18 protein-coding genes are annotated in these 25132 nt (G+C 61.9%); 10 read left to right on the top strand and 8 right to left on the bottom strand.

Translation table 11 applies throughout. The annotated features are described in order from the left end of the window. Window positions 1-82 precede the first annotated feature (82 nt). The gene (locus tag ACYQ2I_RS04320; RefSeq protein WP_460165764.1) at window positions 83-1435 is read left to right on the top strand and encodes an NHL repeat-containing protein; all 1353 of its coding nucleotides are present in this window, start codon (window positions 83-85) and stop codon (window positions 1433-1435) included. 34 nt (window positions 1436-1469) lie between these two features. On the opposite strand, the gene ACYQ2I_RS04315 is transcribed toward ACYQ2I_RS04320, so the two are convergent. The 4 genes from ACYQ2I_RS04315 to ACYQ2I_RS04300 form a co-directional block, all read right to left on the bottom strand. Next, window positions 1470-2027 carry a hypothetical protein gene (locus ACYQ2I_RS04315; protein WP_460165763.1) on the bottom strand — a complete coding sequence of 186 codons (558 nt, stop codon included), beginning with the start codon at window positions 2025-2027 and terminating at the stop codon, window positions 1470-1472. Between the two features lie 42 nt (window positions 2028-2069). Continuing rightward, entirely contained in the window at window positions 2070-4478 is a 2409-nt protein-coding gene (locus tag ACYQ2I_RS04310; RefSeq protein ID WP_460165762.1) for a type II and III secretion system protein family protein, read from the bottom strand. Window positions 4479-4634: 156 nt separating this feature from the next. Then, window positions 4635-5141, bottom strand: coding sequence for a hypothetical protein (locus ACYQ2I_RS04305; RefSeq protein ID WP_460165761.1), 507 nt, complete (start codon window positions 5139-5141; stop codon window positions 4635-4637). Between the two features lie 325 nt (window positions 5142-5466). Further along, window positions 5467-6216, bottom strand: a complete 750-nt coding sequence (locus ACYQ2I_RS04300) for a sugar phosphate isomerase/epimerase family protein (protein WP_460165760.1) — start codon at window positions 6214-6216, stop codon at window positions 5467-5469. A gap of 453 nt (window positions 6217-6669) precedes the next feature. On the opposite strand from ACYQ2I_RS04300, the gene sppA reads away from it, so the two are divergent. Further along, window positions 6670-7779, top strand: coding sequence for a signal peptide peptidase SppA (gene sppA, locus ACYQ2I_RS04295; RefSeq protein WP_460165759.1), 1110 nt, complete (start codon window positions 6670-6672; stop codon window positions 7777-7779). Window positions 7780-7833: 54 nt separating this feature from the next. Here the strand turns inward: sppA and ACYQ2I_RS04290 are convergent, their stop codons facing one another. Both ACYQ2I_RS04290 and ACYQ2I_RS04285 read right to left on the bottom strand, forming a co-directional pair. Then, entirely contained in the window at window positions 7834-9546 is a 1713-nt protein-coding gene (locus tag ACYQ2I_RS04290; RefSeq protein ID WP_460165758.1) for an anti-sigma factor family protein, read from the bottom strand. A gap of 65 nt (window positions 9547-9611) precedes the next feature. Then, window positions 9612-10271 carry an RNA polymerase sigma factor gene (locus tag ACYQ2I_RS04285; RefSeq protein WP_460165757.1) on the bottom strand — a complete coding sequence of 220 codons (660 nt, stop codon included), beginning with the start codon at window positions 10269-10271 and terminating at the stop codon, window positions 9612-9614. A gap of 437 nt (window positions 10272-10708) precedes the next feature. Between ACYQ2I_RS04285 and ACYQ2I_RS04280 the strand changes: the two genes are divergently transcribed. The 8 genes from ACYQ2I_RS04280 (at window position 10709) to amrB (ending at window position 22103) form a co-directional block, all read left to right on the top strand. Beyond that, complete coding sequence (locus ACYQ2I_RS04280) at window positions 10709-11713, top strand: endonuclease V (protein WP_460165756.1); 1005 nt, start codon at window positions 10709-10711, stop codon at window positions 11711-11713. A 5-nt stretch (window positions 11714-11718) separates the two neighbouring features. Continuing rightward, entirely contained in the window at window positions 11719-12981 is a 1263-nt protein-coding gene (chrA, locus tag ACYQ2I_RS04275; protein ID WP_460165755.1) for a chromate efflux transporter, read from the top strand. 144 nt (window positions 12982-13125) lie between these two features. Continuing rightward, window positions 13126-14109, top strand: a complete 984-nt coding sequence (locus ACYQ2I_RS04270) for a glycyl-radical enzyme activating protein (RefSeq protein WP_460165754.1) — start codon at window positions 13126-13128, stop codon at window positions 14107-14109. A 71-nt stretch (window positions 14110-14180) separates the two neighbouring features. Then, on the top strand, window positions 14181-16541 hold the full coding sequence (gene hypD / locus ACYQ2I_RS04265) for a trans-4-hydroxy-L-proline dehydratase (RefSeq protein ID WP_460165753.1): 2361 nt from the start codon (window positions 14181-14183) through the stop codon (window positions 16539-16541). A gap of 67 nt (window positions 16542-16608) precedes the next feature. Continuing rightward, entirely contained in the window at window positions 16609-17667 is a 1059-nt protein-coding gene (locus ACYQ2I_RS04260; RefSeq protein WP_460165752.1) for an RsmB/NOP family class I SAM-dependent RNA methyltransferase, read from the top strand. Window positions 17668-17820: 153 nt separating this feature from the next. Further along, complete coding sequence (locus ACYQ2I_RS04255) at window positions 17821-18624, top strand: CBM96 family carbohydrate-binding protein (RefSeq protein ID WP_460165751.1); 804 nt, start codon at window positions 17821-17823, stop codon at window positions 18622-18624. A 270-nt stretch (window positions 18625-18894) separates the two neighbouring features. Beyond that, window positions 18895-20019 carry an AmmeMemoRadiSam system radical SAM enzyme gene (amrS, locus tag ACYQ2I_RS04250; RefSeq protein WP_460165750.1) on the top strand — a complete coding sequence of 375 codons (1125 nt, stop codon included), beginning with the start codon at window positions 18895-18897 and terminating at the stop codon, window positions 20017-20019. Window positions 20020-20084: 65 nt separating this feature from the next. Then, window positions 20085-22103: an AmmeMemoRadiSam system protein B gene (amrB, locus tag ACYQ2I_RS04245; RefSeq protein WP_460165749.1), complete on the top strand. Its 2019-nt coding sequence runs from the start codon at window positions 20085-20087 to the stop codon at window positions 22101-22103. Window positions 22104-22140: 37 nt separating this feature from the next. Here amrB and ACYQ2I_RS04240 read toward each other — a convergent pair whose 3' ends face one another. Both ACYQ2I_RS04240 and ACYQ2I_RS04235 read right to left on the bottom strand, forming a co-directional pair. Next, window positions 22141-22446 carry a hypothetical protein gene (locus ACYQ2I_RS04240; RefSeq protein ID WP_460165748.1) on the bottom strand — a complete coding sequence of 102 codons (306 nt, stop codon included), beginning with the start codon at window positions 22444-22446 and terminating at the stop codon, window positions 22141-22143. Between the two features lie 268 nt (window positions 22447-22714). Next, a complete protein-coding gene (locus ACYQ2I_RS04235) occupies window positions 22715-25108 on the bottom strand; it encodes a 3-keto-alpha-glucoside-1,2-lyase-like domain-containing protein (RefSeq protein WP_460165747.1) in 2394 nt (797 codons plus the stop codon). Window positions 25109-25132: the final 24 nt, after the last annotated feature.

The following is a 25132-nucleotide window of genomic DNA, read 5'->3' as shown; positions in this document are numbered from 1 at the left end:
CTCGGATTGTCTGGACATCCGTGACCGCTCACACGTAAGATGACCCCGGAAAGCGAATTCTTCCCCTTAATTGCGAGGTGCGATGATGTTTCGATGCGTCCCCGTCGACCGTTTTCTTCTAGTTGCTTTGGTGGCGCTTGCGGTTACGAGCTTCGCGGCTCGGGGCGAAGCGGCGGAAGCCGAAATCGTTCTTTCGACTCACGTGGGAGCTGCAAACCACGAAGATACAATCGCCGGTATCGCAATCCTCTCCGACGGCAATTTGCTCGTTGCCGCAAACGTGCGTGCGATAGGGGGAGAACTGATCCGCGTGCATCCCCAAACCGGTCGCGTCACCCCGCTTACCGCCACCGAAAGCCCTCTTGCCGATATGGCCTGCACCGACGACCGTATCGCGCTCGCCACGGCGAGCGGCGTCGACGTGATCGACGTGCACGGGACGACGAAAACCCGCATACCGCTGCCCGATTGTCGACGCGTCGACCTGGGACGTGACGGCACCATTGCGGCGATCGCCGACAATCATGTGCACGTGTTCGATCCAAGGGGAAACAAACTCGCCGAGATTCCCGGCGGCCAGTTCACCAACGATGTGTGCGTCGATGCCGCGTCGCAGACGGTCGTCTTCTGCGGCTTCCGCAACGCCCGCGCATTCGACGGCAAAAAGACCTATCCCGTCCAAATCTGCTACATCCGCGGATACGACTACCACGGCAATCTGAAGTGGACCGACTACGATTGGTCGACCGACCGCGAATCGCCCCGGTTTCTCAATCGCCCGGAAAACAACATGGCCGACAGTCGCGCCGACCGCTGCGCGATCGGTGCCGACGGAAAACTGTACGTCACGTTCCAGGTCGCCGGGGGAAACCACCTCTTCCGCTACGATCCGCAAGACATCACCCGCAAAGTCAAGATCGTCGGCGGCGACGCCTACCACGCGTTCTACAACAGTCGCTCGGAACACAAGAATTTTTGCGGCTGCTACGACCCGGCGACCGGCAAATATCTGGCGGGGCAACAGTTTTGCGGCCGCCTCTCCAGCGGACGCGCCAATGCGGTCGTCACCAAAGACGGGAACATCGCCGCCGATGCACGAGGCCGCGTCCTCATCGGCGGAAAAGCGGCCTCGGGATTGCCGCTTTCGCTCGATCCCTTTTCCGGCGAATACACCGGCGGCGGCTTTGCGCTGCTCTACGGCCCGCAATTCGGCAACCGGCTTCTTTGTACGCGATTGGCGCCGGGCGAAGGAAACGTTTCGGCGGTTGCGATTCGCGAAATAGACGGTTCCACCTACGTCGCCATGGGGGGAAGCGGCGTGAGGGAAAAGCTCTACGTCACGTCGAACGCTCCGCAACCCAAAGCGGCGGATACACGCACCGAAGAAGGCGCACCGAGGGAAGCATTCGTCGCCCTGATACGCCTACGACCGTGAAGGGATCCGCCGGCGAAGCAAACGCGAGCGACGGCTAGCGATACACGGCGCCGACACCCGATCGAACGCCCGCACCGGCGCCGCCGGCGGCTGCGCCGAAGGTGTCGTTGAGCGTGCGGTAATACGCCGCTTCGCCTTCCATCGCCGTCAAGCCGCGAGGAAAGGCGGGAGCCACGATCACCCGCCCGGCGATCTGCTCCTTTGGATAGCCCAACTGCTCGAGCATCGCGATCACCCGCGCACGACGCGCCAGGCAAAGCTGCGGATCCTGATCCTCGGGCAGTTCTTCGATCACGATCGGAAACGGCACATGTTCCAACCGCAACGCCGCCGACAACAAGTGCCGCTTGCCCAACGGCGTCAACTCCGCCGTCTGCCCCACGAACTCGTGATCGTAGAAGATGAAGTCGGCCGCCTCGGCGTTCGTCTGCATCGTCTCCCAGTGGGCGTCGGTCACCTGCCCCAAGGGAAACGGTCGATCGTAAGCGGGGCCCATCTTCGCCTCGTGCGGGGCATGCGTCGTGTGACAGCCCGACACTGCCGCACTCATCACGCCCAATGCCAACAAGATCCGTCTTGCGACCGTATTCATCCTTGCGTCCTTCGCTTTGTCTGCGCGATCGTCCGTGTTTCGTCAGTCGCCGTGTCCGTACGGGCCCGAAATCTGTGCCGGTCCGCCCGCGTTGTACCGCCGACGCAGCCGCGGCCACACCGTGCTGTCGTACTCCTGCGTGGGCCGACCTTCGATGTGCCCCTTCAGATAGAACTCGTGGTTCGTCGGCTCGGTCACGTCGAAGCCCGGTACCGGCGGCACTTCTTCCGGCTCCATCGGCTCGACCAATTCGGGCGTGACCAGGATGATCAGCTCGGTCTCGCGTCGCGAGATGCTTCGCCGGCCGAAGATCTGCGCCACAAACGGCAAGTCGCCCGCGTTGTCGCCCGACATCGCGTCGTCCAACAGACCGGCGATCGCCAGCGTCTGCCCTTCCCGCATCTCGACGGTCGTCGTCACCGCCCGCGTCTTCAACCCCGGCGTCCCGTTGACCGTGTTCTCGTCGTCGATCTGGCTGAACTCGGGCGCCACTTCGAGCCGAATGTGGTCCTTGTCCAGTACCGTCGGCAAGAAGGTAATGATCGCCCCGTACGCGCGGAAGTCGGTCGTCACCGCCCCCACTCCGTTGACGCCCACCGCAGTCGGCACGGCGAATTCGCCTCCGGCGATGAACGTGGCCGGTCGGCCGCTGAGGGTCACCAACGTGGGCTCGCTCAACAGCCGCACGACGCCGTGTTCCTCCAGGTAGTGGATGCCGAACTGGATGTCGCCCCCGTCGAAGTTACCCAAGATCGACGCCGTTCCCCCGGAGGCCAGATTCAGCAACGACTGGAGCAGCACCTCGCCCTGCGAGAAGTTCATGTCCATGTCGACGCCGAAGTTCCGCGCCGCCGAGCGGTTCAACTCGGCGATCTTGACCTTCAAGGCCACCTGGGCCGGTCCGGGGATCCGGAGCATGTTGATCACCTGCAAGGCGGGCAACGTCTGGTTGGTCGCCTCGTTGCCCACCGGATCGGCCGCCGTCCCCTCGGCCACCCCGCGGGCGGAAACGACTTCGCCGCGGATGATCGCCATGATCTGGGCGGCCTCGGCGGCGTCGCGTGCCTGGCCGCGGACGACCAGCTTGTCGCCCACCGCCGTCAACGTGACCTTGCTTTCGGGGAACAACCGCCGCAGATGGCTTTCCAACAGGCGGTATCGTTCCTCTTGTTGAAGTTGGATTTCGGGATCGGGCACCACCCGCACCAAATAGGTGACCGGCCGATATTTCTCGTCGGCGAACCAGAAGGTGACGTGGGTCGCCCCCTGCGACTTGCCCAAGATGGCCACTTCGCGGGTCGTGTAATGCGCCACGTCGCAAATACTCGGATCGACGACCGCCGTACGATAGATGTCGACCTTCGTCCGCAGCAACTTGCTCCGCCGCACGATCACCGTCAACTCGCCCGACTCGTCGATGACTTCGAGTTCGGGTGTCATCGGCGCCGCCTCCGGCTCGACGTAGGTCGTTTCGGGAGCAGGCCCCGCCGGGACCACCTGCATCACCACATCGCGATCCGAAGGCGAGGGCACGGCCGTAAAACCTTCGTCCGGCATCACGCCGGCGTCCACTTCCTCGACAATCATCTCGGACGGCACCGATCCGGCCGTGACGTCGGCAGCGAGATTCTGCGGAAGCGGCGGTTCCGATGGAACGGCGTCTGCTTCTTTCGACTCGACGACTCGACCGACGGAAAGATCGACAGTCTCCTTCGTCGGTTCAGAGAGCGGCGAATCGCCGGAAGGTATGTCTTGGCTTGCAAGGGGCGCGGGATCGTTCTCGGAACTCGACTCTTTTTCGTTCGCGGCTTCCGATCCCCTGTCGGGCGCCATCGGCGGAGGAACGGTCGGGTTGCCCCAACGGTTTTCGAGCGGCCGTTCCGGCGGCGGGTTCGACGGCACACGGTCGTCCGATCGATTCGTTCCGGCGGGCACCCATTCGCCGCCGACGGGGGCTGCGGGTTGTGCCGGTAAAAGTTCAACGCCGAGTGTTGTGTGATCGTTCGACGTCGACAGCACCTTTTCGACGGGTGAACGATCCAGGTTCTCGGGAACCTGCCACGCCGTCGGTTCGGAAGGGGCGTTTTCGGATTCTCCTACCGTGATTGCCAGGCGAGCGGCCGGTGTCCCTCCCGATTGGGCCTCGACTTTGTGCGAAGGAGGAGCGGGCAAAACGCGTAATTCCTTCTCACCTTCCGGGGCTTCGGCAACGTCGCTGATGAACGCCTCGCCGACATCGTGATCGACGGGAGGCAACGGCGGCAAGGGTTCCGCCGCGATCGGCGGCAGCGGTGCAGGCGTCTTATCGTTCGGGCATTCCGCCATGGCCCCCAAGACGAAGAACGGCACCAGACCGGCCAACGACAGCCACAACAGCAACGGCCGCCCGGCGACAACGTCATGTCGTCCCCATTTGCGTTCGCGCGACGAGGTTGCGAAAGCCCTTCGCATGATGTCTCCTCATTCGAGTATGTCATGAAACGTACCCGACCCGCCGAGACATGGCCGCGTCCGAACGGCTCTCGGCGTTCCGAGCGTGTCGTCCCTGACATACGTGCCGCGCTTCCTGCCCGGCCGCTTGATCCCGTTCAATGATCCGTCGTTATCTCACTCACCCACCGCTGGAGGCACCACCTCATCCTCCGCCTCGATCGGAAGCCCCTGAAGCGACGGCGGAAGCCCCATGGCGTTCGCCTTGGCCTCGGGTGTCTGCACGACGGGCATCCACGGCGGCAATTTCAAGCCCGGTGCTCGATACGGACTTTGGTATTCGGTCATCGTTTGCTGAGCGTACATGCCGGGCCAATGATACGTGTATTGCGGAAACACCGGGAACTTGTAGCTTCCCTTACACGCGCAATTGAATTGCCCGAAGCTCGCGATATAGGCAGCGTAGCGATGACAACACCCGCGGCAGTGCTTGCCGCAACAACTGCCTGAGGAACACTCCGGACACGCCGACGTGGTATACACGCTCGCCGGTTGCCCTGCGCAGTTCGCACACCCGACCGTCGACACGGGTTCGTCGATCACAACCGGGGATTCTTGGGCATAAAGCGATATCCCGCCGATCGTCAGCCACGTCAGAAATGCCGTAGCGGTTGTCCGTATCATTGCGTTCCTCCACGGTTACCTTGCTCGATTTGTAACCCGGTCGACGGCGAACCGGAGCCCCTGCAACCCTCGTCCGGCCGAAACAACGCTCCGGGCTACAGTCGTTTTTTCTGTTGCAAGCGAGCGCACCGTTGCACGAGGCGATACAGGTACCGGAAGAATAATCGACATTGCCCGAGCAAGAGGCTCAAGAAGAAAACCAGCTACCGGCAACGCAACCGGCGCAGACGGCAAAAGCGAGGCAAACTTTGCCGACCAGAGAACTCCTGTCGAATCATCGAGTACGAATCGTACGAAAGCCGTCAGCGCGACGGCGACGGTCGGCCTACAGCAGGCTCTCCAGCAACAAGCGGAACTTGCGTAACTCGGCGTTCTGATCGATGTCGTCTTGCGGCAAGACGTCGATCGACAATGCCTTGTCGTAGTTGAAGCGTCCCAAGTGCGCAACCAGTTTGCCGTATTCCACGTTGCCTTGGCCGACTTGCACCTGAAGCTCGTCGGCGGTCGTATCCCGCAACCGCACATGACGGACGTACGGCAACACGGGCTCCATCGACACTTGCGATTCACGCCGGTAGATGAAGTGACTCGGATCAAGGCAAAGTTGGAGTCCCTTCACGGTCTTGCACAGCACGGCGGCCGTGTCGGGCGATTCGGTCATCGTGCCCGTTTCGGTCAACAAGGCGACGACGACTCCTTCCGCGGTCGCGATGCCGACCATCCGTTTCAGCCGATCGATTTCTTCGTTGAACGGCGTTCCCAATTCGGACGCATGCGCTACCAAGGTCACGACTTGCGTCGCTTTGGCCAATTTACAAACCGCCGCGAATTGCCGAAAGAACTCTTCGCCGGTCGCCCTCGTGTCCAATCCGTATGCGGCAATCGACATGCGCAACGTGTCGCGGCATGTCAAAATCACCCGATCCAGCTCCGATACCACCTCGCTCGGACGGATCGGTCCCTTTTCCTCGTCCAAGACGATTTCGACGGCCGTAAATTCCAAATCGCTCAGACGTATCAACGTCTCGCGAAACGAGGAACCGGCGAAACAACGGGTGGTGGCAGAAACAAACACGGGCATCCACTCCTTTTTCTCGCCCGAGGCGGGAAACGGCGAGCATTGGTCGATTCGCGGCGAACGATTTCCCCCGGGTAATGCGCGGCATCAGAGAACCGGCGCGCAACACCACCCGCGGCAAGGCCGCAGTCTCCTTTCGATCACTCCATTTGCGTTAAAGCTTACCGACATCCCCATCCCCTTGGCAATACCGCCCGCCGTCGCCCACACTTTAGAGAAGCAAGGAAACACAGGCAAAACACGACATCGACAAAAGGACTGAACCGGCGTCGGCGATCCGCAGCAAGGCCCCACGCCCCGAATCGGCAATGCCGTCGCAATCCCTACAACCGCCCATGTTCGGTATGATGAGCTAAGATTGATTCGGGTTTCATGCGTCGGCGGGCCGTCGGCGCCCTCTCGAAGTCGAGATCGAACGGAGTGCTCGAAGGCAACCGACAGGAACTACCCATGAACGAAACGAACCAGACACCCGCAAATCAGGATCGACCGATCGTGGATGCCGTCGTCATCCCCGAGCCCCAATCGGCTTCGGCCTCCGAACCGCCCACGGGCAAACGACGCCCCTGGGGATGCCTGCTGCCGTTGCTACTCGTGGCAGGGGCGGGACTTTTGCTGGCGACGACGATCGGCTTTTTGGGGGCGGCGGTGGTCGGCATGAGCGGCCAAACGAAGTTGCGTGAAGAATTCGTTTCGCACAACCGCTTCGCCGACAACACGATCGCGATTATTCGTGTCGAAGGCCTGATCGTCGACGGCGAGGGATTCGTCAAGAAGCAAATCGACGCCGTCAGCAAAGACGAATCGGTCAAAGCGGTCGTGCTGCGGGTCGACTCCCCCGGAGGGACGGTGACCGGCTCGGACTACATCTATCATCATCTCGTCGAAATGCGCAAGAAACGCAACATTCCGATCGTCGTAAGCATGGGATCGCTGGCGGCCAGCGGCGGATACTACGTGTCGATGGCCGTGGGCGACACGGAAGATGCCGTCTTCGCCGAACCGACGACCTGGACCGGATCGATCGGGGTGATCATCCCGCATTACAACGCCGCCGGGCTCTGTGAAAAACTCGGCATCGAAGAAGATTCAATCGCCAGCCACCGGCTGAAGGGCATGGGCAGCTTCGCCCGCAAGATGACCGACGAAGAACGAGCCATCTTCCAGGGCTTGGTGGACGACAGTTTCGCCCGTTTCAAGGAAATCGTGCAGCAAGGGCGCCCCCGATTTCGCAAACACCCCGAAGAACTCGACAAATTGGCGACAGGACAAGTCTTCACCGCCAATCAGGCACTCGAAAGCGGCTTGGTCGATAAAATCGGGTTCCTAGAAGATGCCGTCGATCGGGCGGTCGAATTGGCCGGCTTGTCGAAAGACGACGTGCGGGTGATTCGCTATCGCAAAGAGCCGACGCTCTCCGACATCCTCTTGGGAAGCGACGTCAAGACATCGTTGCGACAGAGCAGCCGGTTTGAAGACTTGCTCGATTTGACCGTTCCGAAGGCCTACTATCTGTACGGCGATTTGCCTACGTTGCTGCGTGTTCCAGCAAGCGAGTAGGCCGATCGCAGGCGGCACGCTCCGCCGTTTCGGCCCGATGTCGAGCCGGATCGATCAAGGCTTCTGCGGTCGGGGCGGCTCGCCGGAGGATTCCGGCGGCATCGGCGGACGGCCTTCTCCCCACGGCGGTTCGCCAGGGGGCGAGGGGCCTCGCGCGGCCGGTGGTCGCCGCCCGGATTCTTCGTCCTGCGAATCGTCGCCGGGGCCGCGTTTACCCCAGGGGCCGCGCCCCGGCCCACCCGGTCGCTCGCCGCCGGGCGAACGCGAACGTTCTCCCCAGCGACCGAACACGGGGCCCTTCAGTTCCATCCATGGATAACGCCACTTCAAGTACCGCTTGATCAGTTCGGGATACATCTGATCGGCCGGCTTTTGGAGCAGCGCATTTCGCTCAGCGGGCGTCAACTCTTTTTCCAGAAACTCGGCCAGCTTTGCCTCGTCGAGCCGGTTTGCGGGGTTCCCCGGACCACCTTGAGCCATGAACCGGTAGAACACGAACATCCGCACCCACCGGGTGATGATCTTGACCTGTTCTTCCGGCGGTAATTCGGCGAGCACCTTGCGCGTGTCTTCCGACAGACGCTCGCGCAACGACTCCAAGTCTTTTTCACTCAACAGCGAGAAGTCGTCGGGATGCTCCGCCTGCCACGACAACCACGTCATCGCCAGGAACTCACGGCGCCGAATGTCGTCGTCGATCGTCTCAAGAATTCTTTGCACCTGTTCCCGTTCTTCACCGGACAATCGTTCGATAACCCCCTCACCGCGTTCGAAGGCGAACTCCTCGACCCAGCGTGAAAGTGTTTTGATATCCTCCGATGTGGGCCGCACACCGAGCCGATGCTCGACCATCTCCAGGAACCAACGAAGTCGCCGTCCGTCGATGTTCCCGATCGACCGCATTACCGTCGCCTCACGCAGCTCCCGGATGCGGGCAATGCGCTCGTCGCCTTTGCTGTGGTCGATGCTACTGCGTTGGTAAATATCCAGCAGCTTGAACCATTGGTAGTACCGATCGATCGTTTCTTCGAGTTGCTCGCGATCCGGAGCAGCGGCGATCGCGGCATAGAGTTCCCGCAACCGCTGTCGCTCGGCTTCAGGGAGACTTCGAAAGCGATCCAAGTTACGTTTCAACAAAAACTGCTGGGTCTCGGTCAACTCGGTGACCCACTTGCGGCGAACCTGCGGATCGGGATCGTCGGGTGCGGCAGGCAACTGAAGCAAACCGGTATCGGCCGCTTCGCGGGAACCGTCCCACCATTGTTCGTCGGCCCCGAACAAGCCCGCCTCTTGCAGACTGCGCACGAATTCGATGTCGTCGATGTGCCGCAGCGCGTCCAGACGTTGAATCACCGGCAGATCGGCAAGCAGCTCGGCGTTGGGATCGGTGCGCCACGCCGCCACCATGAAATAACCGGCCCCGCCGGCGAGTACACACACCAAGACCGCCAAGGCAAGTTGCAGCAGGATCACGCGGGGTTTCGTTTGCTTGCGTTGTTCGACTTCGGCCGCCGCCGATTGCGCTACGATTTCGAGCGTGCTGTGCGTGAACGACTCATCGACGGTCGGCCGTTCGAGCGATTCGAGCATCTCCCAGGTTTCTTCCAGGCGATGCAGCTCGCTGCGAATCTCCGGATCGCGGGCGATGACCTCCTCGATGCGCGCAGCTTCCTCCGGCGGCAACTCGCCGTCGAGGTATGCCACCAGTTGTTCCCGGATTTCCTCCGGCGGCCGGTGACTGTCGGGTTGGGCCGAAGAACCACCCATCTCAATCTCACCACACGCGGTCGGGTCGATACGTGCTTCCGGCTTTCGCCCGGAAGCGGTCTTGCTTACGGTTCGGAGTCACTCGACTGCCGCACGATCGGCAGTCGGCCGGTTTCCAAGTAGGGTTCCAACACCTCTTTCAACTTCGTTCGCGCCCGCGTCATCAACGACTTGACGGCTTTGGGCGACATCCCCAAGGCCGCCCCGATGTCGGCGTAGCTCATCCCCTCGAATTTGCTCAAGAGGACGGCCAACCGCTGCCGCTCGTTGAGTTCTTCGAGTGCCAACCGGACGACGTCGCGGATTTCCGCTCGGTCCAGGTTGCGGGCAGGCATGACGCCGCTGGAGGCCTGAATGACGTCGTCGACGGTTTGCATCTGCCCCGACTCGTCCGTGTTCAACTTCAGGCCGACTTCACGCCGCCGATTTCGACTGCGCATCGCATTCGAAGCCACGTTGTTGACGATCGTGTAGAGCCAGGTGCTGAATCGGGCGGTCGGTTTGTAGCGTTTTCGCGCGCGGTAGACCCGCAAAAACACATCCTGCGCAAGGTCTTCCGCCTGATGCCGATTGCCGACCAGGTGCTGCAAAATGGCGACCACGCGCGATTGGTATCGCAATACCAACTCTTCGAACGCGCGAGGGTCGTCCTGCGCCACCTCGAGCATCAATCGAACATCGGGGTCCCGCAGTGCGATCTGTTGGGCCGACGACTCGCTGACCACCAAAGATGTCCCCACACGAAGAACACAGCCGCCTCGGCGACGGAATACGGACCGGGCTTATTTCAAAAACCGACTCCTTTTTTCTACTGTAAACAATGCGAGGACACCAAACCAGCTAGTTCATCGGCACATCGCCCCCGAACATCGGGCACACGTTGCGTTTTCTTTGACGAATTCCCCGGTTCTTCCGTATGTACGGAAATTCCTCGTCCCCGCTTCCGACGTCGCCGGGCGCAGCGATTCAACCGGCAAGGATTGGCCCGACCGCCACACCGTCGATCGCTGTATCCAAGCAATGTCTCTGTCGGCCGCCGTGCCGACCCAGTACACTAAACCCCGCATCCCCCGCAAGGTTTCCTATGACCACAAGACACCCCGTGGGGCCCCGAACCCCCTGCCTTTTCCGAATCGGCCCGTATTTGTCTCGAAAACCCACCATGGCACCTCGTGACCGGCTTCCTGAAATCGACCTCGAGCGTCACTTACGGGACGCGATCGGCCGTGTTCCCCGCGGCCGCGTGGTGACTTGCGGCTCGCTCGCGCTCGCCTTGGGCGATCGCGCGGCGGCCCGCTGGATCGGCTCATGGACGTTGCGACACCGGCACGACGCCGACTGCCCCTGCCACCGAATCGTGCGTGCGGACGGACGATTAGGCGGTTACCCGGCACTTTTCGGCGGAATAGCCGCCAAAATCGAACGGCTCACCGCCGAGGGGATCCGCTTGATCGGCGGAAAAATCGACCTCGCCCGCTACGCGATTGAATGGGAAGCAATTGCCGACACGCGCCCACTCGCCATGCTGCGCAACCTCCAGGAACGGCTTTCGCAGAACTTAGACTTTTCGCACCCCTCCCAAACACCGCAGATTGTCGGCGGTGTCGATGTGTCGTTTCGTGATCCCGAAACGGCCGTGGCCGCGTTCGTACTCGTTGCGGAAAAGGACAGTAGCCTGCTCGACTCGCTGACCATTACGAAGCCGGTACGCTTCCCGTACATCACCGGATACTTGGCCTTTCGCGAAGTGCCGGTCTTATGGGAGGCCGTCCGCGCGGGACTGGCCCGAGGCTGGCGTCCCGACGTGATTTGCGTCGACGGCAGCGGGCGATTGCATCCCGGGCATCTCGGCAGCGCGTCGCACCTGGGATTGATCTGCGATCTACCGACGATCGGCATCACGAAGAAGTTGCTCTGCGGCAAGGTCGATCTCGATGCCCCGGCCCCACTGGAAGAACGGCCTGTTGTGCTGGACGATGAGGTTGTCGGCACGGCAGTGTTTCCGGCCTCGGGCACATCCCGACCGCTTTTCGTGTCACCGGGCCACAAGATCGACGTCGGCACGGCCTCGCAAATCGTCCGACGGCAGCTCGGCACAGGACGGCGTCTGCCCGAACCGATCTACTGGGCCGACCGTCTCAGCCGCAAAGCCGCCAAAGAAGCGTAAACCTCATGGAATCCAGCGATCGACACGAACCTACGACCACCACCCCCCCCGAGGCCCCGGCTCGTCTCTCGACCGCACGCCGGTTGTGGGACGTGACCGTCGTGTTCACGCGGCTGGGATGCATCAGCTTCGGCGGCCCGGCTACCTCGATCGCCATGATGGAATATGAGACGGTCGAGCGCGGGCGCTGGCTTTCACGGCAGGATTTCTTGGACCTGTTGGGCGTGACCCATTTGATCCCCGGCCCGAATGCCGTCGAAATGTCGGCGCATTTGGGTTATCGCCGCGCCGGATTCCTGGGATTTTTGTGCGGCAGTTTGTGTTTTACGCTTCCCGCCTTTTTGATCACGTTGGTTCTGGCGATCGGATACGTGCGCTACGGCAGTCTGCCGTCCATCGCGCCTTGGTTGGCCGGAATCAAGCCGGCCGTGCTGGCGGTCATTCTCGTGGCCGTCGTTCGGCTTGGTCGCAAGGCATTCGATACGCCCCGCAAGCTGATCCTGGCGTTTTGCGTGGTCGCCGTTTCGTTGGCCGGCTTGAACGAATTTTACACGGTCGTGGCAGGCACCCTGTTGGGCTTGTTCATCGTCAAGCCGAGTCGCCGCGTTGATGCATCCGGCGCCGACGGCGTTCCGACCGATATGCAAGAAGCGTCGTCGCGGGAAACACCGCCGGCCGATTCCGACGCGTCTGCGTCCATGTGGATCCCGCCGCTAGCGGTCGGCACGCTGGGTTCGACGGCGATCGGGCTGTGGTCGATGTTCCTCTTTTTCATGCAGGTCGGCTGCCTGATGTACGGCAGCGGCTACGTACTGTTGGCCTACTTCGATCGCGGTCTGGTCGTGCCGGGCATCGTCAGTCGCGCGCAACTGCTCGACGCCGTCGCAGCCGGACAGATGACGCCCGGTCCGTTGCTCACCACCGCTACATTCTTGGGCTATCTGCTTCACGGCACCTCGGGGGCCGCTTTGGCCACCTTGGGCCTGTTGCTCCCCGGCGTCGCACTGATGGCGGTCATCAATCCGTGGGTGGGCCGTTTGCGACGCTCACCTTGGGCGGCCCGGTTTCTCGATACGATCACCGTTGCGTCGATCGCCTTGATGGCGACGGTGGGACTTCGGCTGTCGGTCGCCACGCTCACGAGTGTTCCCGCGTTCCTGTTGACCGCCACGGCGATCGTCGTCCACGTGCGCTGGAAAGTATCGCCGCTTTGGATCGTCGTGGGGGGCGCGGTGTGCGGATACCTTCCCGCAACGATGGGTTGGTAGGACTGGACACGCCGCAAGTGCGATTGCGTTGACGCCCGATTTGCCCGCAGCTACGCTGAGCCTTGGGGAAAGCATGTGCCGGTGCCGCGAACACGCGCGCCCGATCGAATGCCGAAGTGAAACAATGCGTGCACGGTTGGTTCCATGGCCGAAGGCGTCGTCTTCAACATTCAGCGCTATTGCTTGGACGACGGTCCCGGGATTCGAACGACCGTTTTCCTCAAGGGTTGCCCCCTGCGCTGCGTGTGGTGCCACAACCCCGAGAGCTGGTCGTCTGACCGGGAAATCTTCTTCCGCCCGCAACGCTGTATCCGGTGCGGCGAATGTATCGTCGTGTGCCCCGAGCGAACCGCCGATTTTGCGAAAGTGTCCAACCATCCTCCGACGGAGGGAGGCACGCCTAGCACCTGTCGCCGCTGCGGTGCCTGCGTCGAGGCCTGCCCCACGGAGGCTCGCGAAATGGTGGGCCGCACATATACACCGCAAGAGTTGTTTTCTCAGATTGTGCGGGATCGGCCTTTTTTTGAAGACTCGGGCGGCGGCGTGACCATCTCGGGCGGCGAACCGCTCAGCCAACCGGAGTTCGTGGGCCAGGTACTGGCGTTGTGCCGGAAGGCCGAAATTCACGCTGCCGTCGATACTTGCGGCTACGCTCCGTGGGAAATCGTCGCCGATGTCGCAAGCCGTTGCGACCTTTTGTTGTACGACGTGAAGACTCCTGATCCTCGGCTACACACGAAACTCACCGGCCGCTCGAACGACGTTATCCTGACAAATCTAGAGAATCTAGGAGCACTCGCCACCCCGATTTGGATACGAATCCCCGTGATCTCGCCTTGGAACGATCGGCCGCACGACTGGACGGAAGCCGCGAGAGCCTTCGCCCGCAACCGAGCGATCCAAAAGGTCGAGCTTTTGCCCTACCATACAATGGGAGAAAGCAAACGACCCAAAGGTCATAAAACAACATCGGTCGACGATCCGAAACCTCGTACAGCATGTACAGAGAACACCCCCGCGACGCCCTCTCCGTCTGCATTGGAGTCGCTGGCGGCCGTGTTTGCCGACGCCGGGTTGTCGGTCGCCGTCCGCGGCAGTCGCGTTTCCGACGCCGATACACCACCGTAAATGCCCTTGGAGTCGAACTCGTGTTACCGATACGTCGGTGTTGAACCAACCGGGTTGGAGGACGTTTTCCCATGAACGAACGCACGGCACGTCTTCGCGAAGAAAGCCTGCAAGCGATTCCGCGCATCTCGCACGAGCGCGCGGAACTCCTCACCGACTTTTATCGGGAAAACGAAGGTAAGTATTCCGTGCCGGTCATGCGGGCGCTTTCATTCTTGCATCTATGCCGACACAAGACGATCTACCTGGGCGACGGCGAATTGATCGTCGGCGAACGCGGTCCCGAACCGAAGGCCGTCCCCACCTACCCGGAACTGACGTGCCACAGCGTCGACGACTTGCGGATTCTCGATTCGCGACCGAAGACCAGCTATCGCGTCGCCGACGAAACCATCCGCGTGTACGAGGAAAAGATCATCCCCTACTGGCGCGGCCGGAGCATGCGCGATCGCATTTTCAATGCGATGTCGCCCGAATGGAAAGACGCCTACGACGCGGGCATCTTCACCGAGTTCATGGAACAACGCGCACCGGGGCACACAGTACTCGACGACAAGATCTACACCAAGGGCCTGCTCGATTTCAAAGCCGATATCGCCCGCGCGATCGATGCTCTCGACCCGTGTAGTGATCCCGAAGCCTGGGAAAAACGCGAGCAACTCAAGGCGATGGATATCGCCTGCGACGCGGTCATCTTGTTCGCGCAGCGGCACGCCGAGCTTGCCCGGCAAAAGGCGACCGCGGAATCGGATCCCAAGCGGAAAGCCGAACTCGAAAAGATCGCCGAGGTCTGCACGCATGTCCCCGCCCATGCCCCGCGGGATTTCCACGAGGCGTTGCAATACTACTGGTTCTGTCACCTGGCGGTCATCACCGAGCTGAATGGTTGGGACGCCTTCAGCCCCGGTCATCTCGATCAGCACTTGCTGCCGTTCTACCGCAAGGGACTTTCCGGCGGGACGTTGACCGAGGAATCGGCCCGCGAGTTGATCGAGTGCTTTTTCGTCAAGTTCAACAATCATCCGGCGCCGCCGAAGGTCGGGGTGACCGCCGAAGAAAGCGGGACGTACACCGACTTTGCGAACATCAACATCGGCGGACTGCTGAAAAACGGGGCCGACGGCTCGAACGAGATTTCACACATGCTGCTGGACGTGATCGACGAAATGCACTTGTTGCAACCCAGCAGCAACCTGCAACTTTCGCGAAAGACCCCGGACGCGCTGCTCAAACACGCGTTGCGGGTGATCCGCAACGGTTACGGCTTCCCCTCGATCTTCAACGCCGACAGCGTCGTCGAAGAACAACTGCGTCAAGGTAAGACGCTCGAAGACGCGCGCGCCGGCGGATGCAGCGGCTGCGTCGAAACCGGTGCCTTCGGGAAAGAAGCCTACATCCTCACCGGCTACTTCAACATGGTGAAGGTACTCGAGATCACGTTGCACAACGGCCGTGATCCTCGGACGGGCAAGCAACTGGGCCCGCAAACCGGCGAGCCCGACACGCTCGGCGATTTCGAATCGCTCTTCTCCGCATTCCGCAGGCAAATGCGGCACTTCCTCGAAATCAAGCTGCGGGGGAATCATATCATCGAACAGATGTACGCCCGCCTGATGCCTGCTCCCTTCCTCTCGGTATTGACCGACGATTGCATCGCCAAGGGCAAAGACTACAACGCCGGCGGTGCGCGGTACAACAACAGTTACGTACAGTTCGTTGGCATCGGCAGTCTTACCGATTGCCTGTCGGCCTTGTATCAGGTCGTTTACGACGAAAAGCAACGATCGCTCACTGAATTCGTCGAGATTCTCGATCGCGATTTCGCCGAGGCGGAACCGTTCCGACAATTCCTGGTCAATCGCACGCATAAATACGGAAACGACGACGACTACGCCGACGACCTGATGGTCCGCGTGTTTTCGATGCTGGTCGACGAGCTCGACGGACGCCCGAACAGCAAAGGGGGGCATTATCGCGTCGAAATGCTGCCGACGACCAGTCACGTGTATTTCGGCTCGGTGACGGGCGCGACTCCCGACGGCCGCAAGGCAGGTACGCCGCTTTCCGAGGGCATTTCGCCCGTCCAAGGCGCCGACCGAAACGGCCCGACGGCGGTCATCCGTTCGGCCGCCAAAATGGATCACATCAAGACCGGCGGAACGTTGTTGAACATGAAGTTCACGCCTTCGCTCTTGGAAAGCGATGAGCAAATCGACAAGTTGGCGCACCTGGTACGCACCTACTTCAAGTTGAACGGGCACCACGTACAATTCAACGTGGTGCGGGCCGAAACACTCCGCAAGGCCCAGGCCGAGCCGGAAAAGTACCGCGATTTGATCGTCCGCGTCGCCGGATACAGCGATTACTTCTGTGACCTCTCCGAGGCCCTCCAGGAGGAAATCATCGCCCGCACGGAACACCAACGTCTGTGAACACACCGCGATCGACAAGCCCCCGGCTGTCGCGTCGCATGATTTCAGCACGACGAGCCGTGTCGCGATGAAGGACTCCGCCGACGCATCCGCGTCTTCCCTTTCGCTCGATCGATTGCCCGCCGAATTCATCGAGCGGTTGAGGCGAATCACCGGCGACGACTGGCCCCATGTCGCTACATGGTTCACTACACCCCAAGCGAGTCGGCCGGTCGGCTTTCGGGTGAACACGCTGAAAGCCCGCCCTGAAGCGGTGCTTCGCCGGCTCGAGGCCGAGGGGCTGCACCCCGAGCCGCTTGTCGGCATCCCCGGCGGCTTCGTCGTCCCCGGAGAACAACGCGAACGCCTCACGCATTCCCCCTGCGCTTCGCAAGGCGAAATCTACATTCAAAACCCTGCCAGTATGGCAGCCGGTCTGATTCTGGCGTCGCGCCCCGGCGAGGAAATCTTGGACTTGGCGGCCGCTCCCGGCGGAAAGACGCTCCACATGGCGGCGTTGATGGAAAACCGCGGTCGCATCGCCGCCGTCGAACCGATTCGCGATCGTATGTATCGGCTTCAGGCCAACGTGCGTACCGCGGGCGCAACGATCGTCGCCTTCTATCGGACGGACGGGCGAACCGTGGGCAGGAAGACGCCGGGCCGCTTCGACCGCGTGCTCCTCGATGCCCCCTGCTCCTCCGAGGCCCGTATCCACCCGGACGATCCCGAGTCGTACCGCCGCTGGAGCCCCCGCAAACTGCGCGAGTGCGCCCGCAAACAAAAAGGCCTGCTGCAATCGGCCTGCTTAGCCGCCCGTGTGGGGGGACTCATTCTGTACGGAACGTGCTCCTTTGCGCCCGAAGAAAACGAGGCCGTCGTCGCCCATGTACTCGAGCGGTGGGGCGACTGCCTCGAGGTCGAATCGATCGAGCCTCTCCCCGAGGCGACATTTCCCCTGCGTCGCGGCGGACTTCGCGAATGGAACGACAGGACGTTTCCCACGGCCGTGGGCAACGCCGTTCGGATTCTCCCGCACGGGGCGACACACGGCTTCTTCTGGTGTTTGCTGCGCAAGACCGCCGAGCCGGCGTCCTCGTCTCACAAGCGACGACACCGTAAAGGACGCTCCCCCAAAAAGAACTAGACAATTAAAATCGTTACATTTGGGGGATTCGGAAAAGCTTGACAAAATAGGCGCGCGGGATACAATCGTCACCGGTCGATATGCTGGTTGCGGTATGTCGGCAACGGGCCGCACAAGCTGGCTATTGCGATGACATTCCGGAAGGAGAGAGCGATGCGGTCGCTGATTTCAACGGTGTTGAGCGTTTCGATCGCCGTGTTCGCGGTGGTGGGAACGGCCTCCGCTTCCCCCGTGTGGATCACCACAGAGGACGGGCAAGGGGCGGACGCTTTCGTTCAGGGCGGGGCGACCGCCGAAACAAATTTCGGTTCGATCGAAAACGTGGTCGTCAAGAACGGCCCCTTCAACGACCAGTTCGCCCGCAAGGGCTATCTGCGATTCGATCTGGGTCAGACTCTCGGTGGTCCGATCTCGGCTGCGACGCTCGCCTTGACGGTCACCGCGAACAACTCCGGCGGCGGAAATCCGGCCCCGGCGAATTTCACGGTCGATGTCTTCGGGTTGGTCGACGGATTCGCGGGCGTCGACAACACGGCGAACAGCTCCACGGCCGACGATGCCGACGTGCACGACGAGTTCTGGCCCGAAAACCTGATCGACTGGAACAGTGCACCGGCCAACGTCACGAGTTCGGGCTTCGACCTCGACGCCAACGCGTTGCTGCTCGGATCGCTGGCGGTCACGACCGGCGACGTGGTGGGAACCACGGTCTTCTTCAGCACGCCGGAACTGGTCGATTTCCTCAACGACGACACGAACGGCGTCGTCACGTTGATCCTGCGACGTTCGGGAGCGACGGCCGGAAACGGTCCGAACCTGGCCTTTGCGTCGAAGGAAAATTCCGTTTACGCGGCACCGACGTTGCTTTTGGACGCAAACCTGCCGGAACCTTCCGCTTGGCTGTTGGGCCTGCTGGCCGTTCCGGGTTTGGTATACCTGCGGCGACGGCGGAAATAGCCGCAATCGCAGCACATAGGACGACGAACACAAGGCGGCCGCTCGCAACCGCGGGTCGGCCGTTTTTTCTTTTCGGCGGATCGGCTTCGCTCGGGTGGATCTCCATCGCGTGAAGCAAAGGTCCACTACCCGAAAAACTCGCATTCTTCGCCGAAAGCGGGAAAACATTGGCCCGGCCGATGGAAACGGATACAAAGGATTGCAGGGGCGAAGCGGCTCCGTCGCCCCGATCAGCAAAGTGCAACCGCGGCAAGACAGAGGAGCTCGGACATGGCGGCTTCCGACCGAACACCGACGAACCTCTCTCCGTCGGATGCCCTTTCCGCCCGCTGGCAACACCGGGAAGAAGGTACCGACCGGATTGTATGCGACTTGTGCCCTCGGGCGTGCCGTCTTCCGCCGGGGGCGCAGGGGTTTTGCTTCGTCCGCAAACGGGAAGGCGACCGGATCGTTTCGACGACTTACGGCCGGAGCACCGGCTTTTGCGTCGATCCCATCGAAAAGAAACCGTTGAATCACTTCTACCCCGGAACAGCGGTGTTGTCGTTCGGCACAGCGGGATGCAACCTAGGGTGCAAGTTCTGCCAAAACTGGTCGATCTCGAAATCGCGGGAAATCGATCGTTTGTGTGAACAGGCCGCTCCGCGCGCGATCGCGCAAGCCGCCCGTCGCCTAGGCTGCAAATCCGTTGCGTTCACGTACAATGATCCGATCATCTGGGCCGAATACGCCATCGACACGGCGATCGCTTGTCGCGAATCGGGCATCGCTACGGTCGCGGTAACGGCCGGGTACATCCAACCGCAGGCGCGCCGCGATTTCTTTGCGCATATCGACGCCGCGAACGTCGACCTGAAGGCCTTCGACGACAAGTTTTACCGCAAGCTGACCGGGGCGAAGCTGCAACCCGTGCTCGATACGCTCGTGTATCTGGTCCACGAAACGAACGTGTGGCTCGAAATCACGAACCTGATCATTCCCGGGGAAAACGACTCGACGGACGACATCCGTCGGATGTGCCGGTGGATTCGCGAGGAACTCGCCCCGAGCGTGCCGATCCATTTCACGGCGTTCCATCCGGCGTTTCGGCTGACAGATCGACCGCCGACTCCGCCCGCCGCGTTGCAGCAAGCCAGAGCCGTCGCGCGCGATGAAGGGCTTCTGTACGTCTACACGGGAAACGTGTACGATCCTAGCGGGCAGAGCACGTACTGCCCGACGTGCGGGAACGTCGTGATCGGACGTGACGGCTATACGATCACCCATTACGCGCTCGACGGCGATCGTTGCCGTCGGTGCGGCACGTCGATTGCCGGACGATTCGATCCGGCCGGTGAACCGGGCCGCTGGGGCACGCGCCGCTTGCCGGTCCGCATCGCCGATTACGCACGATAGGAAATCCGCCGATCGGCCGAGGCCCACGGCTGTCGACAACCGGTAGATCACAGGAGGACGAACCGATGTCGCACGAGACCCACCCTGCCGAGAATGCAACGACCGTGTTGCCGGAACTTTCCGCCGAAGAACAGGACGCCTTGTTCCGCGTCGCGGCGGAGCGGGTGGTCCAGGCGGTCGTCGGACGTAAGAACGAGCCCATGCCCGAACTGCCCGAGTCGCTCGCCGAACGGCCGCTGTACGGCGCGTTCGTCAGCTTGAAACGCGGGGGCAAATTGCGTTCGTGCTGCGGGCAATTGGGCGATGCCATCCCGTTGTACCAGGCCCTCGACGGGGCGGCCGTCCGCGCGGCGTTGGACGACCCGCGATTCCCGCCCATCGCCGTCGAAGAATTGGGACAGCTCGACATGGAGGTGTGGCTGCTCGCCGATCCGCAACCGATTCTTGCCAAAGGTCGCGACCGGGCCAAGGCGATCGAGATCGGGCGGCACGGGCTGCAAATCGCCCGCGGGAACGCCAAGGGACTGTTGCTGCCCGGCGTGGCGGTCGAACACGGATACGACGCCGAAACGTTCCTCGAACAGGTCTGCCGCAAGGCCGGTTTACCGACCGACGCCTGGTTGGACGACGACACGCAATTGTGGACGTTCGAAGGCATCTCGATTCGGCGGCCGCTTGCTTCGGCGATACCGAACCACATCGAAACCGTCGGCCCCGACACCGACGACCTCGAAAAGCTCGCGGCCTTCGCCCTGCAAAACGTCGAGGCGATGACGCGTGGCGCCGTCGCGAATTCGTATCTGGCCGGCGCGTTCGACGGCCAAGTGCAAGGCGTCGTGTTTACGCTTGCCGACGAAGATACGACCGTCGCCGAAGTCGCACGTTTCGATCCGCGCAACGACATGCCGCTTCAAGCGACGTTGTTCGAACTTTGCAAGGCGGCCGCCGCGGCTGCCCGCACGCGACGTATCGCGGCCGATCGTCTGCCGCAACTACGAGCCGATCTGGCCGTCGTCTGGAATCCGCGACTGTTGGGCAAAGCATCCGAAACGCAATTGGCGGGCGTCGATCCGAATCGTTACGCGCTTGCCGCGGTGTTGCGCGACCGTTGGACGCTGGTCGTCGATCCCGACCGCAACGCCGAATCGCTTAGGGAAACCGCACTTGAGCGACTGCGATCTCCCGACGGCAGCTCGGCCATGTTGTACGCCTTGCAATTTGCGGCTACCCGCACACCGGTGACGATCGGCAACACGGCCCGGCCCATGCTCGGAAACGCGATCCGACCTCCGGCGGTGGCCGGCACCTTCTACCCCGCCGATCCGCAAGAAATCAACGCGGCACTCAAAGAGTTGTTCAGTGAACCGGCCCGCCCCGAAAAACACGCGGCCGCAATGCTGCCTCATGCCGGGTGGATCTACTCGGGCAAAGTCGCCGCTGCCGTCCTGAACCGACTGGAGATTCCCGAGCGAGTCATCATTGTTTGTCCGAAGCACTCGCGGGTGGGCGCCGATTGGGCGGTCGCGCCCCACGCGACGTGGGCGCTGCCGCTGGTCAGTGTTCAGTCGGATCCCGAACTGGCCGAGCGCATCGCCGCGGAGGTTCCCAACATGACGTTGGACGGCCTGGCCCACGTCGGCGAACACGCCATCGAGGTACTCTTGCCGCTGATCGCCGCACGCAATCCGAGCACCAAGGTCGTCGGGATCGCGATCACGTCGGGCTCGTACGCGACCCTGCAAGAGGCGGGCAAGAAACTGGCCGAAGTCGTCGCCTCGTACGACCCGCCGCCTTTGTTGCTCATCTCCAGCGACATGAGCCACTACCGGGACGACGCATCGACCCGCAAAGACGATCGCGAGGCCCTCGACGCGATGGCGTCGCTGGATCCCCGACGGCTGTACGAGACGGTCATCGGCAACAGCATCACGATGTGCGGCATCCGGCCAGCGGTGCTCATCATGGAGACCTTGAAGGCGATGGGCAAACTAAACCGCATGGAAGAAGTCGCCTACGCGACCAGCGCCGAGGTCTCCGGCGATACGCGACGGGTCTTCGGTTACGCAGGCGTGTTGTTCGACTGACGGTTCGCCGTCACGGCCTTGCGGGCCGTCGAACGGGCTAGATGCGTTTGCCTTCCTTGGCGGCCAAGTAGGCGACCGCCCGCTTGAAGTATTGGAAGCGGCGGCTGTCTTTGCGCCTTGCCCAAATGAACGCGGCGGCGACGACCTTCGGACTGATGACGCCGCGGCGTGCCAGGTCGACGACGTATTCGACGAAACCGTTTTCTTCGGGCGTGGCGGTCCGCAAACCGGCCTTGATCAATTCGGGATCGAGCAATGAGTCGGCCGCCTGCGCCCCCGGCGCGAAGACGAACCCCAAGGTCAATCCGCCGACGACATGTGTCAGCCACGTTCTTCGATCCATCGCATGTGCACTCCCGAAATTCGATCCGTCCGGCGCAGAAAACGATCCGCCCCGCCCGCGTCGGGACCAAAGATATTGTTTGAAACATCTTCGAGATGCGATCTAGCAAACGTCGAGGCACCGCGTCAAGACGAGGCACACCGCCTATCCGCCCCAGTCTCGCCCGTTTCACAAACATGACGGCAGATCCGCCGAAATCGAAGTCGGCGAACCTGCCGTTCCTTCATCGGATCATCGTTTTCTCAAAAGCGGTTCGTCCAGGAAACCGCTACGGTGCGAGTTCGATTTCGACCAGGCTGACGGCCAGGCCCGGCACGCGGAGACGGACTCGCCCGTCCACGACCGCCGCGTTCGCCGGCTCGGGCTTCACGGCCTGGGGTTGTTCGAGCGTATTCCGAGCCGAAAGGCTCCCGGGGGCGACGCGCCAAGCTCGGGCACCACCGGCGGCTGCGTCTTCCATCGCTACCGTCAGGTCGATTGCCGTTTCACGCGGGTTGACGATCTTGACGACCAGCCGCCGACCGTCTTCGGATCGCTCGGCGACCACGTTCAGGCCGTCGAGGCCGTCGCTTGCGACCAACAGAGGCAGCGCGTGGTCGTGCCACAATTTCATGACCACGTAGTTCGGGGCAGGAAACCAACGGGCCTGGTCGAAATTGATGAACGCATTGTCCCAGGCCGTTGCCGAAACATGGCGTAAGAACAGCGCCGGAGCCGCCATCCCGACCGACGCTTGCCGCGTGAAACCGTTCAAAATGCCCCCGCAATACAGCCCCGTTCGCCAGTCGGTCGATTGCGCATTCCATTCCGACACGAAGATCTTCAAGTCGGGATTTTTCGACGCAGCGATCCGTTCACCCGTCCGCGCGATGAAGGCCTCGTAGTCGAGGGGACCTTCGGCGAACCGATCGGGATTCTCGTAATGGTGGATCGACAGATAGTCGACCAGATCGGCGCATTGCTCGATCACCGCGCGATTCCACTCGTCGGCCGAACGGCCGTATCCGCCGCTTCCGCAGGCGATCAATTTGATCGAAGGATCACAACGGCGCATCAGGGGGGCGAAGTGCTTGACCGCCTCGATGTAGGCCTCGACGCCCATGTGCCAGGTCTCGTTGTCGATCTCCCAGTACTTGACGTTATACGGTTCGGGATGTCCGTTTGCCGCACGGACGGCGCCCCACTTCGAGTCGGCCGGACCGTTGCAGTATTCGATCCAGTCTTTGATGTCTTGCTCGAACTCGGCCGGATCGCCTCCCGGATTCCAATTCTTCGTGCCGATGTTCACAACCAGCAGCGGTTCGGCACCGATTTTCCGGCACATGGCGATGAATTCGTCGGTGCCGTAAGAATTCACGTCGAGATCGTCCCAGATTTCCCGCGGATACACGCGGCGCTCGTGTTGCGGACCGATGCCGTCCTTCCAACGATACGCCGAAGCGAAACACCCGCCGGGCCAGCGAATGATCGGCGGATGCAACTCCTCGACGGCTTCGAGCAAATCGGGCCGGAACCCGCCGTTTTTCCGCCACGACTCGGGCATCATGCTCACCTGGTCGACGAGCAATTCGGCCGGACCGCCGACGACGATCTCCAATCGTGCATCGTCACAATCGGCCTTCGGTTCCAAGGCGAAAGCAATTTCCTGCCATTCGCTCGCCGGCGGTTCGACGGTCTGCGATGCCAAGATGCGCTCGCCGTCCGTCAGCCGCACGCTCAGGTTTTGGGCCTTCCCTTTGGCCCACAGCGAACCGCAATAGGTTTCTCTGTGACGAACGCAGATCCGGCTTTGCGCCAGTCCGCCTGTTCGATCGCCTGCGACGACGAGCCCTTGGGCCATCTCGCTGTTTGCGGCGTCGTCCGAGACGAACACCTGCACGTCGCCGAACGCCTCCCAATGCTTCGCCACGGCGACGGCGGCCGTTTGTTGCGGCGGCAGTCCCTCCAACAGCGTCTTGCCGTCGAGGGCGGTGACTTTGAAATTGCGGTATTCGGCGCGGGTCGCCCACGTCCCCACGCCCACGGCGCCTCGCAACACCGGCTCCGAATCAACGAAATCGATCAGCAGTTCGTCGTCCAGGTACGCCGTGACGCGGTTTCCCTCGCAGCGGATGCGAATCCGGTACCAGCGCCCGGCCTCGATCTTGCCGTCGACCGACGGGCCGACGCCGTGCCAGCGTCCCTCGCCCGATCGGCCTCGTTCGAGCTGATGCCGCACATTGCCCCATCCGCCCAAATTCAACCAATAGAAGTTTCGTGCATCTTGCACGCGGAAAAGGACGAGGAAGCCCTCGTTCCCGCCGAGCTTGCGGGCCTCGAGAGAATATTCGTAGTCGGTCCAATCGGGATCGCCGAAGACAAACCGCCGGTTCTCACCCATGTCGTTTTGAACCACACGGCCGTCTCGAACACGCCAACCGCGGGCATCGTTCTGCTCGAAACTGCGATTCCAGATCAGCTCACCCCACAGGCCACCGTTGACCGAGTGATAGATGTGCTCGAGAAAATGACCGTAGATCATCGGGTCGATCCGGTGCAGCACCTGCCGGGGCTTCACCGTCAGCGTGACCGACTCGACCGCCCATGCGGCCGGTGCGGCGATTGCGACGGCCAACACAAGGATCACCGCTCGATACCAACGCCATCGACGAACGCATTGCACGGCACAACCTCCCATTTTGAAAGA

This window comes from Thermostilla marina, from assembly GCF_054657455.1.
This window is presented reverse-complemented; position numbering and strand designations above follow the sequence as displayed.